The sequence below is a fragment of the Streptomyces sp. NPDC104381 genome (assembly GCF_055583745.1).
The window spans coordinates 548,675-562,136 of sequence record NZ_JBVJNK010000006.1; the positions used below are offsets into that span (position 1 = coordinate 548,675).

Here is a 13,462-nt window from a genome sequence, read left to right on the forward strand (position 1 = left end):
CACGGCGCGTCAGATGCGCCCTCGGGCCCAGAGGGAGTGAGTACGGCGCTTCCGTCGTTCCGCGTCAACCCGCAGCCTCATCCCGTCCGCGGCAGCAACCTCTCGGGCCGCCAGGCAGTTGGAGGGGTACTCGCCCGGGTGTGGTCCGGGTCACGGGGAGGGGGCGCGCGTGGCGTGGGACGAATGGGAACAGCTGAAGCAGGGCGCGGGGCCGCAGCCGGGAGGTGAGGGGGCCGGGCAGTCCGGTGGCCTGAAGACCGTTCAGCGGGCCTGGAACAAGGCCGGAGCGGGTGTCGGCGGTCTGCGTGAAGGCATCGGCAAGGCCCTGGGGCAGCTGGAGGACGGGCAGGGCGGGCTCGGCCGCGGGGTGGGGTGCCTGTCCTCGGGGGCGCAGAGGGAGGTGTACGACTCCTGGATGCGCTACGTCACGGCGGTGAGCGGGCGCTGCGACAGTGTGGGAAAGCTGCTGGAGAAGGCCGGGCGCGACCTCTTCACGACCGATGAAGGTGTCAGGGCCTCGTTCGCCGCCTTGGAAGCCCAGTACGCCGACACGCCCGCTGTGGGTGGACAGCATGCGGGGCGGTGACGCAGCGGCATGGATCTCACCACGCTCAGAGCGCTGAAACCCGCCGCGTTCGAGCGAGCAGCTGACGGGTACCGGGCGACCAGCGACATGGCCGGTGCGGCCAAGGACCACGTCGACAACGTCGTGGCGGCCGGCATGCGGAAGTCCTTGAACGGCTTGGCCCTTGACGCGGCTGCCGAGGAACTTGGCCGGCTCTCGGCCGATTTCCACTACACGCAGATCGAATGCGGCCTGATCAGCACCGCGCTCAACGGCTTCGCCCACGACATGGGCGCCGCCCGGAGGAAGCTTCTGGCCGCGCTGGACGATGCGGAGGCGCTGAAGGTCACGGTGAACCCCGACGGCAGCGTCACCTATCCCGAAGCACAGCCGAAGAGCGGCGCCGGGCCGCTGCTGAAGGGCGGCACGATCGGCGGGCTGACCGACCCCACGGCTCGGGCCGTCGGGCGTCAGTCAGCCTTCATCGACCCCAACCCCCACCATGCCGAGGCCCTTGCCATCGCGGATCGCATCGCCGCCGCCCTCAAGGAGGCGGCGGAGGCCGATACGACGTGGGCGCCCAGAATCCGGGCCCTGAGGGCGGACGACGATCTCACCGTGTCCAGCCAGGACTTGCTGGACACCCAGTCGGACATGCGCGGGGTGCTGGACGCGGGCAGGGGGTATCTGGACTCCATCGGCGGGCCACCGCAAGACGGCACTCCCCAGCAGAATGCCGAGTGGTGGAAGGGACTCACCCCGGAAGAGCGTGGGGCGTACCTCTCCACCCGGCCCGAGCTCATCGGCGGCCTGGACGGCCTGCCCGCCGAGGCCAGGGACGAGGCCAACCGGATCGTGCTCGCGGAGAAGAAGGCCGAGTACGGGATCCGGCTGGGCGCGATCCCTGAACCGCCCGCCGAGGAGTGGACGTGGATCAGCGCAGGAGGCCGGGCGTCCAGGGTCCACACCGACGCATGGATGGACTGGGACCGGAAGTACGGCGACGAGTACCGGCACCTCACCGCCTCGCTCCACGGCATGGAGGCGATCGAGACCCGCTTCGCGGACACCGGGAAGGAAGGGCTGCCCGAGGCGTATCTCCTCGGCTTCAGTCCGGAGGGGAACGGCCGGGCGATCATCGCCAACGGCGATCCCGACACGTCACAGCACCAGGCCGTGTACGTGCCGGGTACGACGGCGAACCTGGGAGGAGCCGGGGGTGACATCAACCGGATGACCGAGCTGTGGCGGCAAGCGAGTTCAGAGGCTCCCGATGTTTCGGTCTCCACCATCACCTGGCTCGGTTACGACGCCCCGCAGAACATTGCCACGGACTCGCCCTTCGAGCACTACGCCTACGACGGTGCGCCCGCGTACCGGCAGTTCGTGGACGGCCTCGATATCTCGCACAGCGGACCGGGCGAGCCGCATCGGACGGCCATCGGGCATTCGTACGGCACGACTCTGATCGGGGCCGCGGCGGAGACCGGTGATCTGCGCGCGGACGACGTGATCTTTGCCGGCAGTCCTGGGGTCAAGGTCGGTTCGGCCGAGGAGATGGACGTATCCAAAGGACACGTCTGGAACGAGGAGGCGGACGGCGACGCCGTTCCGGAAATCGGCCGCTGGGGGCATGGCGGCAGCCAGTGGAAGCTCGGCGGTGGCACGTTCCTTCTGCCGAGTGACAAGGAATTTGGAGCGAACCAGATGAATACTCGCCCTGAAGGAAGCGGACCCGGCGCCACCACGGGATCCGAAGGCCACAGCGAATACTGGAACAGAGGAACGACTGCATTGAAGAATCAGGCACTGGTCGTCATCGGGAGGCACGGTAATGTTACCGCTGCCCCATAGTCGGCTGCGCCGTTGCAATCGAAGTGATGAATGCACTCCGTCGAGAAAGATTCGGACCTTGATGTCCCGTGTATTTCACCCGGCCTCTCGTTGGCGCTGCCCGAGCGGCTCCGCTTTGGCTCTCCTCTTTACCGGACTCCTTCTCGGCGGATGTGACATGGCTGACGACCGACCCATCGACGCCTCCGGCACCAAGGGCGGTATCTCCGAGAAGTCAGCCTCCGGGATCCTCTTGGGGGGTGTCGCCACCACCGACGAGGTGGTCGCTTCCGTGAAAGAGATTTCCAGCCAGATCCACGACTTTGCCGGTGTTCCCGGCAGGGCTTCGGAACCGGGGCCCGGAGTCAGGGAGTGCGAGGGTGAGGACCCGGCCACGTACTTCCAGGTCTATCACCCGTGGAACTTCAAACCGGACTCCGCGTCCGACCAGGATGTGGCCCTGTCGAACCTCAAGGAGAGGCTTTCCACGAGTGGTTGGGTGCTAAAGGACTCCTACCTGGACAACAGTCCTAACAAGAACCTCAATCTTGTTGCGGACAACGACTCCAAGAAGGCGAGTGTCTGGATCGTGGGGTACAGCAAGGATGATCCGCCAAGCCTGAGTATCCAGGTGGTAGCTGCTTGCTATCAGATTCCCGATGGGCGGACCGTCGACCATTACTGATGCGCCCACCGGCGGTGGTCAAGGCGCCGGGACCTCCCGGCCCTGCCGCCGTCGCCGCAGCCGGTAGTTCACCCAGGTCACCGTGGCCGCCAGCCAGAGGCCGCCGAGGAAGACCGGGGCGGAGAACGTCCACGGGACGTGCCACGCGCCCGCCGCGTCCGCCGCGTAGCCGGCCGCCAGGGTCAGCATGGTCAGGCCGGCCACCGCGCGGCCCGGGCGGAACTCATGACGCAGCACGGATGACCTCCAGTTGTCCGATGCCGATTCCCATGCCCAGCTCCAGGGTGCCGGCGGGCTTGCTGTTCCCGGCGGGGCCGATGGTCTGCCGGGTGTGCCGGTCGGGGGCGACGTCCACGTCCTTGCGCCGGTCGGACGGGAGTTGGATGTCGCCGAGGCCCGCCTCCGCGTCCACCTCCACCGTCACTCCCGCCGGTACGACGACGACCGCGCGTCCCGCCGCGAGCTGGACGCGGGTGCGCAGGGTCTCGCCCTCGGGCACCGTGACCCGGGAGAGGTCGAGCTTGGCGACGCCGGTGTTCAGTCTGTACTCCGGCTGGACCGCGGCCACCGACGCCGGGCGCCACTCCTTGCGGACCCAGTCGGTGCCGATGTCTCCGGGGACGGCGGAGGCGCCCGCCAGCAGCCCCGCCGTGATCATGGCCAGCAGGATCGTGCCGAAGCCGGTCCGGCCGAGGAGCGAGGCCACCAGCAGGCCGAGGCCGAACACCCCGAGGGCGGCGGCCAGCCCGATCTGCAGGCTGGTGCCCAGCGGATGGGAGCCCCAGCTCAGACCCGTGCCCAGGCCGCCCGCGAGCAGGGCGAGCAGGAAGACGAGGCCGCCGATCGAGCGGGGGCCCCGGGTGCCCGTCGGGCGGTAGGGCGGCCGGTACGGGGCGTCCGGTGCCGGGCCGCTCCTGCCGAGCCTCTCCGCCTCGGGCACCGCACTCGCGGGGCCCCACAGATAGCCCGTTCCCGTCGGGCCGGTCGTGCCGTCCTTGACGATCGGGTCGCGCCACCAGGACGGGCCGCCGGGCGTCGGCGGTGCCTTCACCTCGGGCGGCGCCCCGTGGCCGACGGTGTGCGCCGTGCTTCTCGGGGCGTGCGGCGGGGCGCCCGGGGTGTCCTCGGGCGGGGCCGTCCTGCGGTGCTGGGTCCAGACCGAGAAACCGATCACCGTCAGCGACAGCATCGCGGCGAAGGCCAGCATCCCGCCGTTGTGCAGCATCGACAGCAGCAGCCCGCACCCCACCAGGGCCAGCAGCAGCGCGACCAGCGAGGCGCCCTCGACGCGGCCCGACAGCAGCCGGCGCGCCTCGTTCTCCTCCTCGCCCTCCACCGGGAGCAGCAGCCAGGCGAAGCCGTAGAAGATGAGTCCGATGCCGCCCGTCACCGCGAGGACGCCGAGCACGATACGGAAGATCACCGGGTCCACGTCGCAGTACCGGCCGAGCCCGCCGCACACCCCGGCCACCACTTTCTGCCGCGGGCTCCGTTGCAGCCGCGGTGCCGGCTCGGGGGGTGGCGTGACGCCGGGGGAGGCGTCCTGGGGAACGGTCATGGGTCCATGGTGACGGCCCGTACGCCCTCGTGGGGCCCGTGACGACCCTGGCCGATCCCTGATATTGCGTCTCGGGGCTCCTCGGAGCCCGGCGGGTCCACCCCGCCCGGGCGTCCCCTCCTCAGGGTCGAGTCCGGGCAGACCCTGATGCCACGACCCGCCGGGACGTGTGACGATCGGTGCATGCCAGCAGCCACGAGCCGAGCCCCGAGCTCCCACGCCCCGGACCCGGAGGAGCCGGCCCCGCGCAAGCTCTACCGCAGCGCGGACGGCCGGATGCTCGGCGGTGTCGCGCGCGGGCTCGCCGGCCACCTGGGACTGCCCGTCGCCTGGGTCCGGTTCGTCTTCCTCGGGCTGTTCTTCGCGGACGGCCTGGGCGCCCTGCTGTACGCCGTGTTCTGGATCGTCGTCCCCCTCGGGGTCGGCGGGGTCGGCGGGGCAGCCGGCGGGGTGGAGAGGTCGCTCTTCGAGACCGCACCGGACGGCCGCCGCAGGCTCCGCAAACCCGACCGGGGCCAGGTGTTCGCCCTGGTCGCGCTGCTCGTCGGGGCCGTGACGTTCGTCGGCAACGTCGACATGGGCAGCGAGGCGGACCGTTACGTCTGGCCCGCGCTGCTGATAGGCGCGGGCTCGGTCCTGGTGTGGCGCCAGGCCGACAACGCGCGCCGCGCCCGCTGGATCGAGGTCGGCCGCCGCCGCCGTGTCCTGCACCTGGCCCGGGGTCTGGCCGGTGTCGCGCTCGTCGGCCTCGGCCTCGCGGCCTTCGTGGTGGTGCGGGGCTCCGCCGCGCAGCTCGGCACCGCGCTGACCGCCGCCATCGCCGTACTCGCCGGCATCGCGCTGCTCGCGGGCCCCTATCTCGTACGGATGACACAGGACCTCTCCGAGGAACGCCTGATGCGCATCCGGGCGCAGGAGCGTGCCGAGGTCGCCGCCCATGTCCACGACTCCGTCCTGCACACGCTCACGCTGATCCAGCGCAACGCGGACGACGGGGGCGAGGTCCGCAGGCTCGCCCGCGCCCAGGAGCGCGAGCTGCGGAACTGGCTGTACAACCCGGAGGGCACCGGCAAGGAGGAGGCCGAGGAGCCGACGACCCTCGCCGAGGCCGTCAAGCGGGCCGCCGCCGAGGTCGAGGACAAGCACGGGGTCCCGCTGGAGGTCGTCGTCGTGGGCGACTGCCCGCTCGACGAGAAGCTGGCGGCACAGATGCAGGCCGCACGCGAGGCGATGGTCAACGCCGCCAAGTACGGTGGCGAGGGCGGCGCCGTCCAGGTCTTCGCGGAGGTCGAGGGCCGCACGGTCTTCGTCTCCGTACGGGACCGGGGGCCGGGATTCGACCTGGACGCCGTACCGGGCGACAGGATGGGCGTACGAGAATCGATCATCGGCCGGATGCAGCGCAACGGCGGTACGGCGCGGCTGCGTTCGGTGCCCGGCGGGGGCACGGAAGTCGAGCTGGAGATGGAGAGGGCGAGCGAATGACCGAGAACACCGAAGCGACCGGGGGCCCGGAGCGCCGGGTACGGGTCGTGCTCGTCGACGACCACCGGATGTTCCGCACCGGGGTCCAGGCCGAGATCGGCCGCACCGAGGAGACCGGGGTCGAGGTGGTCGGCGAGGCCGCCGACGTCGACCAGGCGGTCACCGTGATCACCGCGACCCGTCCCGAGGTCGTCCTCCTCGACGTCCACCTCCCCGGAGGCGGCGGTGTCGAGGTGCTGCGGCGCTGCGCCCCGATGATGGGCGCCGTCGAGAACCCGGTGCGCTTCCTCGCGCTGTCGGTCTCGGACGCCGCCGAGGACGTCATCGGTGTCATCCGGGGCGGCGCCCGCGGCTATGTCACCAAGACCATCACCGGCACCGACCTCGTGGACTCGGTCTTCCGGGTCCAGGAGGGCGACGCGGTGTTCTCGCCGAGGCTCGCCGGGTTCGTCCTGGACGCGTTCGCCTCGACGGACGCCCCGCCGGTCGACGAGGACCTGGACCGGCTGACGCAGCGCGAGCGCGAGGTGCTGCGGCTGATCGCCCGGGGTTACGCGTACAAGGAGATCGCCAAGCAGCTCTTCATCTCGGTGAAGACCGTCGAGTCCCATGTCTCGGCCGTGCTGCGCAAGCTCCAGCTCTCCAACCGTCACGAGCTGACCCGGTGGGCCACCGCGCGGCGGCTGGTCTGAGCCCTGCCCGGGCTCAGGCGGGGTCGAGCGAGATGTTGAGCTTCTCGCCGGTCCTGCGGTAGCCGATGGACGCGTAGATCCGCTCGACGTCGGGACCGCCCGGCTCCAGCCAGACGGCGTGGAAGCCGCGGTCGAAGGCCGTGCGGGTCAGCCAGGCGGAGAGCGCGGCGCCGACGCCCCGGCGCCGGAAGGCGTCGGCGACGGCCAGGCCGGCCAGTTCGCCGATGCCGTCGACCGGGACGGAACAGCCGCCCGCACCGGCGGGCCGGCCGTCCACGGTGGCGAGCGCGGAGACGCCGCCGCCCGCCGTCGCCCCGCGCAGCCAGGCGATCTCGCCGTCGTCGGGGCCGCCCTCCCCGCCGAAGCCGGTGTGCTGGACGGCCGCCGCCGAGGTGAACTCCGCGTCGGTGACCGGCTCGGCGACGCGGAGGCCGTCCACCGGCTTGGGCGTGAGCAGCCCGTCGGCGGTGCAGGCCAGGACGGGGGCGCGGTTCTCCACGGTGAAACCGGCGGCCAGCAGGGCCGGTTCGACGGCGGGCGCCCAGGCGGGCAGGAACTCCAGCCTGGGCAGCCGGTCGTGCGCGCGGAACGCCGCGACCAGGTCGGCGATGTCCCGCGCGGTGGGTTCGGCGCCCTGGTCGGGGATGGCGTAGTTGGCGAACTTCAGTTCCCAGGACGGGTTGTGGCGCACGGTGAACGGGCCGACCCGGTAGTGGTCCGGGGAGCGGAGGGTCAGCGTGCGCGCGTAGTTCTGGATGGCGGTGTCCATGGGCCCGGGAGCCTATGCGACGCGGGTCGCCCCCGCGAAAGGCATTTCGCTGATCGGCGCGATCCGGACAGGTGCGCCGGGGCGCGGGGCGTGGATCATCTGGCCGCCGCCGATGTAGAGCCCGACGTGGGTGACCCCGGAGTAGAAGAACACCAGGTCGCCGGGGGCGAGTTCGGAGCGGGAGACGCGCCGGCCCGCGTTGATCTGGGTGTACGTCGTACGGGGCAGGGAGACGCCCGCCGCGCGCCAGGCCGCCTGGGTGAGGCCGGAGCAGTCGAAGGACGCCGGCCCGGTGGCGCCCCAGACGTACGGCTTGCCGAGCGCCCCGTACGCGAAGTCGACGGCCTGCGCGGCACGGGCGTTGGGGGCGGCCACGGAACCGCGCGGGACGCCCCGGTCGGCGCGTACGGCGCTGCCGCCGTGCGCGGCGTCGGCCGAGCGCTCGTAGCCGGCGCGCTGCTCGGCGGTGAGGGTGGCCAGGAGCTTCCTGGCGTCGGCGAGCTTGGTGCGGACCGCGTCCTTGTGCTTCCGCAGGTCGGCCCGGCGGGACGCGAGGACCGCGAGCTCGTCCTCGGCGCGGGCGCGGAGCTGGGCGATGTCGCTGATCTGCCGGCGTACGCCGTTGAGGGCGCCGGCCTGACGGTCGCCCGCCCGGTCCTCGTAGGAGGCGCGCTCCAGATACTGGTCGGGGTCGGAGGAGAGCGCCAGCCGGACGGCGGGGTCGATGCCCGCGCTGCGGTACTGCGCGGTGGCGTACGAGCCGAGGGTGTCGCGGGCGGCGTTGAGGCGCTCGGTCCTGCGGGCGGCCTCGTCGCGCAGGGCGTCGAGGGACTTCTCGGAGGCGGCGGCCTCCTCCTTCGCGCCGTTGTACTTCTCGGTGGCCACCTCGGCGTCGTGGTACAGCCGGTCCACCTTGGCCTCGACCTGGGCCGGGGTGAGCCGGGGGTCGGCCTGGGCGGCACCGTCGAGAGCGGTCGCGGTCGCCGCCCCGGCGAGGGCGAGGGTGGCTGCGGTGCGGGCAGCAGGTCCGGTGAACAGACGCTGCTTGGGCTTGCGGTGAGCGGCTTTCCGATCGGCGGCCACGGGGGTGGTGCGTCCTTCCGTTCGACTGCCCGTCGGTGGGTGCCGCGGGCCCGCCGGGGTCCGGCGGCGGGCCACCACAGGGGGGAGTGGCCCGCCGCCGGATTCCTGGCGGGGCGACCGGGGAACCGCCCGGTACGGGGGCGGTCGTGCAGATCCGGTCACCTGGGAGGGACGCTAAACCCGGCGCACGGGGAAGAGGTGTAATGACAGCTATTGCCCTCATATGCTGTTTCGCTTACGCAGGATGACCGGGAAAATCAACCGGAGTCCGGCAATCCGTGCAGACCCGGGTTCAACTCATCGGTAAGTCGTACCTGGCCGAAAGTGGTGATATGGCCGTGGCTAGGCTGCGGCCATGGACGTACTCATCAATGTCTTCGTGGCCCTGCACATCATCGGAATCGCCTCCCTGCTGGGCGGCTTTCTGACCCAGATGAAGGCCATGGGGGCGGGCACGGCCCGCTTCGTCCCGGCGATGCTGCACGGCGCGCTCACCATGCTCGTCACGGGTGTCGCCCTGGTCGGGCTCAACCAGGCCGACGACCAGAGCGTGAACAACATCAAGATCGGCGTGAAGCTGCTGGTCCTGATCGTGATCCTGGCGCTCGTCTATGTGAAGCGGGACGAGGAGACGGTGGACAAGGGCGCGTTCGCCGCGGTCGGCGGACTGACGGTCGCCAACATCTTCATCGCCACGCTCTGGACCTGAGCGGGACGGGCGGGCACCGGAGCCGTGGCCCCGGTGCCCGCCCGCCTGCGGTGCTCCCCGGGTGTTACGCGGGGCGCACGCTGCCGTAGATCGGCATGTAGTAGATCGACTCCTCGCGGACGTTCGCGCCCGGCTTCGGTGCGTGGATCATCATGCCGTCGCCCTTGTAGATGCCGACGTGGCTGATGTCGTCGTAGAAGAAGACGAGGTCCCCCGGCTTCAGATCGGCCGTGGCCACCCGGGTGCCGACCTCGACCTGGTCCCAGGTGGTCCGCGGCAGATCGACGCCCGCCTCCTTCCAGGCGGCCTGGGTGAGCCCCGAGCAGTCGTACGAGGACGGGCCCGTCGCCCCCCAGACGTACGGCTTGCCGATCTGGGCGCGGGCGAACGCCAGGACCTTCTCGGCCTTCGAGGCGTAGCCGCTGTCGGAGCCCGTGCCGGAGCCGGTCCCCGTGCCGGAGCCGGCCCCCTCCTTCGCGGCTTCGTCCTTCGCGGCCTGCTCGGCCTTCGCCTTCTCGGCCTGCTGCCGGGCCAGCTCCTCGGCCTTGCGCTTGGCCTCGGCCTCCTTCTTGCGCTCCAGCTCCGCGAGCCGCGCCTTCTCCTCGGCGGTCAGCTTCGACAGCAGCGAGCGCGCCTCGGTGAGCTTCGTCTGCACCTGCTGCTTGCTGGTGCGCAGCGAGGCCTGCGACTCGGTGAGCGTCTCCAGGCTCTTCGTCGCCTCGACGCGCTTCGCCGCCGCCTCCTTCTGCTGCGTACGGAAGTCGGCGACCGCCTTCTGCTGCTGGCTGGTCATCCGGGCCATCAGCTGGTCCTGGTCGAAGTACGACTGCGGGTCGTCCGCGAGGAAGAACGTCGCCGTCGGCGCGATCGCGCCGGTGCGGTACTGCGCGGCGGCGTAGCCGCCCAGCTCGCGCCGCGTCTCGTTGAGCTTGTCCGCCCGCTTCGCCGCCGCCTCCAGCAGTGCGTCGACCTTGGAGCGCTGCGCGGCCGACGCGCTCTTCGCCTTGTTGTACTGCTGCGTCGCGGTGCCGGCCTGCCGGTAGAGGGCGTCGACCTTCTTCTGTACTTCCTCGATGCTGGGCTTGGGCTCGGCGGGGGCGGCCGTGGCGCTCTGCGTGGAGAGCAGGGTGACGGAGGCGAGCGCCGCGGTCGTGAGACCGACGGCGGGGGTGGTGGTGCGCACACGGGTGCGCGGCTTGCGATGCGACGCCAAGGCCGGCATCTCCTTCCGTGGACCGCCTACCGGGTTAGCTGTCGGGTTCGGGCGGAACGGAAGGCTGCCCTACGGTCCGGTGGAGACGGACCGATTCACCCCGGTGCTGCGTGTGGGTCCCCGGTTCCGGGCGCCCTTCGTGGGCGTACGGATTCGGCGGGGGCGCCCGTGCGGCGCGGTTCGCCTCAAGGGGGTACGGGGCACCCGTCGGAGCACGCTAACCAACCCGTGGTGTGCCTGTGAAGGTTGATGTGCGATATGCCCGATACATTTTCGTGACCTTTTCCGCGCGGAGGTCCGCATGGCCGGAAGCGGCCCTGGGATCTCACGTTCCGTGGGTGGATCGTTCCGTTCCGCGCACGGTCCCGGACCGTTGTCGCCGATGCGGCCCGGGCTGTCAGTGAGGCCGCCTAGACTCGTGAGGCGATGAGCAGCCTCTTTGACGACAGTTTCCTGACCGGCCTCCAGCAAGCGGAGGACGGCCCCCCGCCGCCCCCTGAGGAGCACGCGCCCGAGGCGGTGCCGGAGGGCCTCTTCGAGGACGTCTTCGACGCGCCTCCGCCGCCGCGCGACGCCCACTACCGCGACGGCGCCCCGCGCCCCGTCATCGACTCCGCCGCGCTGCTCGACGGGCTGAACACCGAGCAGCGCGCCGCCGTCGTGCACGCCGGGTCCCCGCTGCTCATCGTCGCCGGGGCCGGTTCGGGCAAGACCCGGGTGCTCACCCACCGGATCGCCCACCTCCTGGCCGAGCGCGGGGTGCACCCCGGGCAGATCCTCGCGATCACCTTCACCAACAAGGCCGCCGGCGAGATGAAGGAGCGCGTCGAGGGCCTCGTGGGCCCGCGCGCCAACGCCATGTGGGTCATGACGTTCCACAGCGCCTGCGTGCGGATCCTGCGCCGCGAGTCGAAGCGGCTGGGCTTCACCTCGTCGTTCTCGATCTACGACGCCGCCGACTCCAAGCGGCTGATGGCGCTGGTCTGCCGTGATCTGGACCTCGACCCGAAGCGCTACCCGCCGAAGTCGTTCACGGCGAAGGTCTCGAACCTGAAGAACGAGCTGATCGACGAGGAGACGTTCGCCGGGCAGGCCGCCGACGGCTTCGAGAAGACGCTGGCCCAGGCCTACGCGCTCTACCAGGCGCGGCTGCGCGAGGCCAACGCCCTGGACTTCGACGACATCATCATGACGGCGGTGCACCTGCTCCAGGCGTTCCCCGATGTCGCCGAGCACTACCGCCGGCGCTTCCGGCACGTCCTCGTCGACGAGTACCAGGACACCAACCACGCCCAGTACACCCTGGTGCGCGAGCTGGTGGGCCCGGCCGGCGAGCAGGACGCCCCCGGTGAGCTGTGCGTCGTCGGTGACGCGGACCAGTCGATCTACGCCTTCCGCGGCGCGACCATCCGCAACATCCTCCAGTTCGAGGAGGACTATCCGGACGCGACGACGATCATGCTGGAGCAGAACTACCGCTCCACCCAGACGATCCTCTCCGCGGCCAACGCCGTCATCGAGCGCAACGAGAGCCGCCGCCCCAAGAACCTCTGGACGAACGCGGGCACGGGCACCCGGATCGCCGGGTACGTCGCGGACACCGAGCACGACGAGGCGCAGTTCGTCGCCGACGAGATCGACCGGCTGACGGACGCGGGGGACGCGAAGGCGGGCGACGTCGCCGTCTTCTACCGTACGAACGCCCAGTCCCGTGTCTTCGAAGAGATCTTCATCCGCGTCGGCCTGCCCTACAAGGTCGTCGGTGGAGTGCGCTTCTACGAGCGCAAGGAGGTCAGGGACGTCCTGGCCTACCTCCGGGTGCTGTCCAACCCCGAGGACACGGTCCCGCTGCGCCGCATCCTCAACGTGCCCAAGCGCGGCATCGGCGACCGGGCCGAGGCCATGATCGACGCCCTCTCGATGCGCGAGAAGATCTCGTTCCCGCAGGCGCTGCGCCGCGTCGACGAGGCGTACGGGATGGCGGCCCGGTCGGCGAACGCCGTGAAGCGGTTCAACACGCTGATGGAGGAGCTCCGCACGATCGTGGAGTCCGGAGCGGGGCCGGCGGTCGTGGTCGAGGCCGTCATGGAGCGGACCGGCTACCTCGCCGAGCTGCAGGCGTCCACCGATCCGCAGGACGAGACCCGTATCGAGAACCTCCAGGAGCTCGCCTCCGTCGCTCTCGAATTCGAGCAGGAGCGGGCGGAGGACGAGGGGGCCGACACGCTCGCCGAGTTCCTGGAGAAGGTCGCGCTCGTCGCCGACGCCGACCAGATCCCGGACGAGGACGAGGACGGCTCCGGTGTCGTCACGCTGATGACGCTGCACACCGCCAAGGGCCTCGAATTCCCCGTGGTGTTCCTGACCGGCATGGAGGACGGCGTCTTCCCGCACATGCGCGCGCTCGGCCAGGTGAAGGAGCTGGAGGAGGAGCGCCGGCTCGCCTACGTGGGCATCACGCGCGCCCGTGAGCGCCTGTATCTGACCAGGGCGGCGATGCGGAGTGCGTGGGGACAGCCCTCGTACAATCCGCCGTCGCGGTTCCTGGAGGAGATCCCGGACCAGCACCTGGACTGGAAGCGCAAGGGGCCCATGGCCGCCTCGGCGGGACCGACGTCCGGCATCACGTCGTCGCTGTCCTCGTCGCGCTCGAAGTCCGGGCCGTCGGGGTTCGCGACCCGGCGCACCTCGGAGAAGCCGGTGGTCACGCTGGTGGTCGGGGACCGGGTCACGCACGACCAGTTCGGCCTGGGCACGGTGACGGCGGTCGAGGGCTTCGGCGACCAGGCCAAGGCGACGGTCGACTTCGGGGACGAGCGGCCCAAGAAGCTCCTGCTGCGCTACGCGCCGGTCGAGAAGCTCTGAACCGG

General features: G+C 71.0%; 12 protein-coding genes and 1 riboswitch. Of the genes, 7 read left to right on the plus strand and 5 right to left on the minus strand.

Annotated features, from left to right (window positions below; translation table 11 throughout):
- Nucleotides 1–169 precede the first annotated feature (169 nt).
- From ACZ607_RS23690 to ACZ607_RS23700, 3 genes are all read left to right on the plus strand, one after another.
- Nucleotides 170–586 (plus strand): hypothetical protein, encoded by a 417-nt coding sequence (locus tag ACZ607_RS23690; RefSeq protein WP_469737514.1) that lies wholly within the window; start codon nucleotides 170–172, stop codon nucleotides 584–586.
- A 9-nt stretch (nucleotides 587–595) separates the two neighbouring features.
- The gene (locus tag ACZ607_RS23695; RefSeq protein ID WP_469737516.1) at nucleotides 596–2,419 is read left to right on the plus strand and encodes an alpha/beta hydrolase; all 1,824 of its coding nucleotides are present in this window, start codon (nucleotides 596–598) and stop codon (nucleotides 2,417–2,419) included.
- A gap of 157 nt (nucleotides 2,420–2,576) precedes the next feature.
- The gene (locus ACZ607_RS23700) at nucleotides 2,577–3,083 is read left to right on the plus strand and encodes a hypothetical protein (RefSeq protein ID WP_469737518.1); all 507 of its coding nucleotides are present in this window, start codon (nucleotides 2,577–2,579) and stop codon (nucleotides 3,081–3,083) included.
- 18 nt (nucleotides 3,084–3,101) lie between these two features.
- Here ACZ607_RS23700 and ACZ607_RS23705 read toward each other — a convergent pair whose 3' ends face one another.
- Together ACZ607_RS23705 and ACZ607_RS23710 are read right to left on the minus strand one after the other, a co-directional pair.
- Entirely contained in the window at nucleotides 3,102–3,320 is a 219-nt protein-coding gene (locus ACZ607_RS23705) for a hypothetical protein (protein ID WP_469737520.1), read from the minus strand.
- Nucleotides 3,307–4,641: a PspC domain-containing protein gene (locus ACZ607_RS23710; protein ID WP_469737522.1), complete on the minus strand. Its 1,335-nt coding sequence runs from the start codon at nucleotides 4,639–4,641 to the stop codon at nucleotides 3,307–3,309. Before ACZ607_RS23710 ends, ACZ607_RS23705 begins: the two co-directional genes overlap by 14 nt.
- Before the next feature lie 183 nt (nucleotides 4,642–4,824).
- Here ACZ607_RS23710 and ACZ607_RS23715 point away from each other — a divergent pair, with 183 nt between their 5' ends.
- Nucleotides 4,825–6,126, plus strand: a complete 1,302-nt coding sequence (locus ACZ607_RS23715; RefSeq protein ID WP_319221129.1) for a PspC domain-containing protein — start codon at nucleotides 4,825–4,827, stop codon at nucleotides 6,124–6,126.
- Complete coding sequence (locus ACZ607_RS23720) at nucleotides 6,123–6,818, plus strand: LuxR C-terminal-related transcriptional regulator (RefSeq protein WP_099173788.1); 696 nt, start codon at nucleotides 6,123–6,125, stop codon at nucleotides 6,816–6,818. The genes ACZ607_RS23715 and ACZ607_RS23720 overlap by 4 nt, the downstream gene beginning before the upstream one ends.
- A 13-nt stretch (nucleotides 6,819–6,831) precedes the next feature.
- Here the strand turns inward: ACZ607_RS23720 and ACZ607_RS23725 are convergent, their stop codons facing one another.
- Together ACZ607_RS23725 and ACZ607_RS23730 are read right to left on the minus strand one after the other, a co-directional pair.
- Nucleotides 6,832–7,587: a GNAT family N-acetyltransferase gene (locus tag ACZ607_RS23725; RefSeq protein WP_469737525.1), complete on the minus strand. Its 756-nt coding sequence runs from the start codon at nucleotides 7,585–7,587 to the stop codon at nucleotides 6,832–6,834.
- A gap of 12 nt (nucleotides 7,588–7,599) precedes the next feature.
- Nucleotides 7,600–8,670, minus strand: coding sequence for a C40 family peptidase (locus ACZ607_RS23730; RefSeq protein WP_469737526.1), 1,071 nt, complete (start codon nucleotides 8,668–8,670; stop codon nucleotides 7,600–7,602).
- Between the two features lie 355 nt (nucleotides 8,671–9,025).
- On the opposite strand from ACZ607_RS23730, the gene ACZ607_RS23735 reads away from it, so the two are divergent.
- On the plus strand, nucleotides 9,026–9,379 hold the full coding sequence (locus tag ACZ607_RS23735; protein ID WP_469737528.1) for a hypothetical protein: 354 nt from the start codon (nucleotides 9,026–9,028) through the stop codon (nucleotides 9,377–9,379).
- A 64-nt stretch (nucleotides 9,380–9,443) separates the two neighbouring features.
- On the opposite strand, the gene ACZ607_RS23740 is transcribed toward ACZ607_RS23735, so the two are convergent.
- Nucleotides 9,444–10,601, minus strand: coding sequence for a C40 family peptidase (locus tag ACZ607_RS23740; protein ID WP_469737530.1), 1,158 nt, complete (start codon nucleotides 10,599–10,601; stop codon nucleotides 9,444–9,446).
- Nucleotides 10,600–10,761, minus strand: a riboswitch (cyclic di-AMP (ydaO/yuaA leader). It overlaps the preceding gene by 2 nt.
- 257 nt (nucleotides 10,762–11,018) lie before the next feature.
- Between ACZ607_RS23740 and pcrA the strand changes: the two genes are divergently transcribed.
- Complete coding sequence (pcrA, locus tag ACZ607_RS23745; protein WP_469737532.1) at nucleotides 11,019–13,457, plus strand: DNA helicase PcrA; 2,439 nt, start codon at nucleotides 11,019–11,021, stop codon at nucleotides 13,455–13,457.
- Nucleotides 13,458–13,462: the final 5 nt, after the last annotated feature.

What these genes read in the sequence shown, in the direction of transcription:
- ACZ607_RS23695 (WP_469737516.1), top strand. Translation starts at nt 596, where the DNA reads ATGGATCTCACCACGCTCAGAGCGCTGAAACCCGCCGCGTTCGAGCGA.
- ACZ607_RS23700 (WP_469737518.1), top strand. Translation starts at nt 2,577, where the DNA reads ATGGCTGACGACCGACCCATCGACGCCTCCGGCACCAAGGGCGGTATC.
- ACZ607_RS23710 (WP_469737522.1), bottom strand. Translation starts at nt 4,641, where the DNA reads ATGACCGTTCCCCAGGACGCCTCCCCCGGCGTCACGCCACCCCCCGAG.
- ACZ607_RS23715 (WP_319221129.1), top strand. Translation starts at nt 4,825, where the DNA reads ATGCCAGCAGCCACGAGCCGAGCCCCGAGCTCCCACGCCCCGGACCCG.
- ACZ607_RS23720 (WP_099173788.1), top strand. Translation starts at nt 6,123, where the DNA reads ATGACCGAGAACACCGAAGCGACCGGGGGCCCGGAGCGCCGGGTACGG.
- ACZ607_RS23725 (WP_469737525.1), bottom strand. Translation starts at nt 7,587, where the DNA reads ATGGACACCGCCATCCAGAACTACGCGCGCACGCTGACCCTCCGCTCC.
- ACZ607_RS23735 (WP_469737528.1), top strand. Translation starts at nt 9,026, where the DNA reads ATGGACGTACTCATCAATGTCTTCGTGGCCCTGCACATCATCGGAATC.
- ACZ607_RS23740 (WP_469737530.1), bottom strand. Translation starts at nt 10,601, where the DNA reads ATGCCGGCCTTGGCGTCGCATCGCAAGCCGCGCACCCGTGTGCGCACC.
- pcrA (WP_469737532.1), top strand. Translation starts at nt 11,019, where the DNA reads ATGAGCAGCCTCTTTGACGACAGTTTCCTGACCGGCCTCCAGCAAGCG.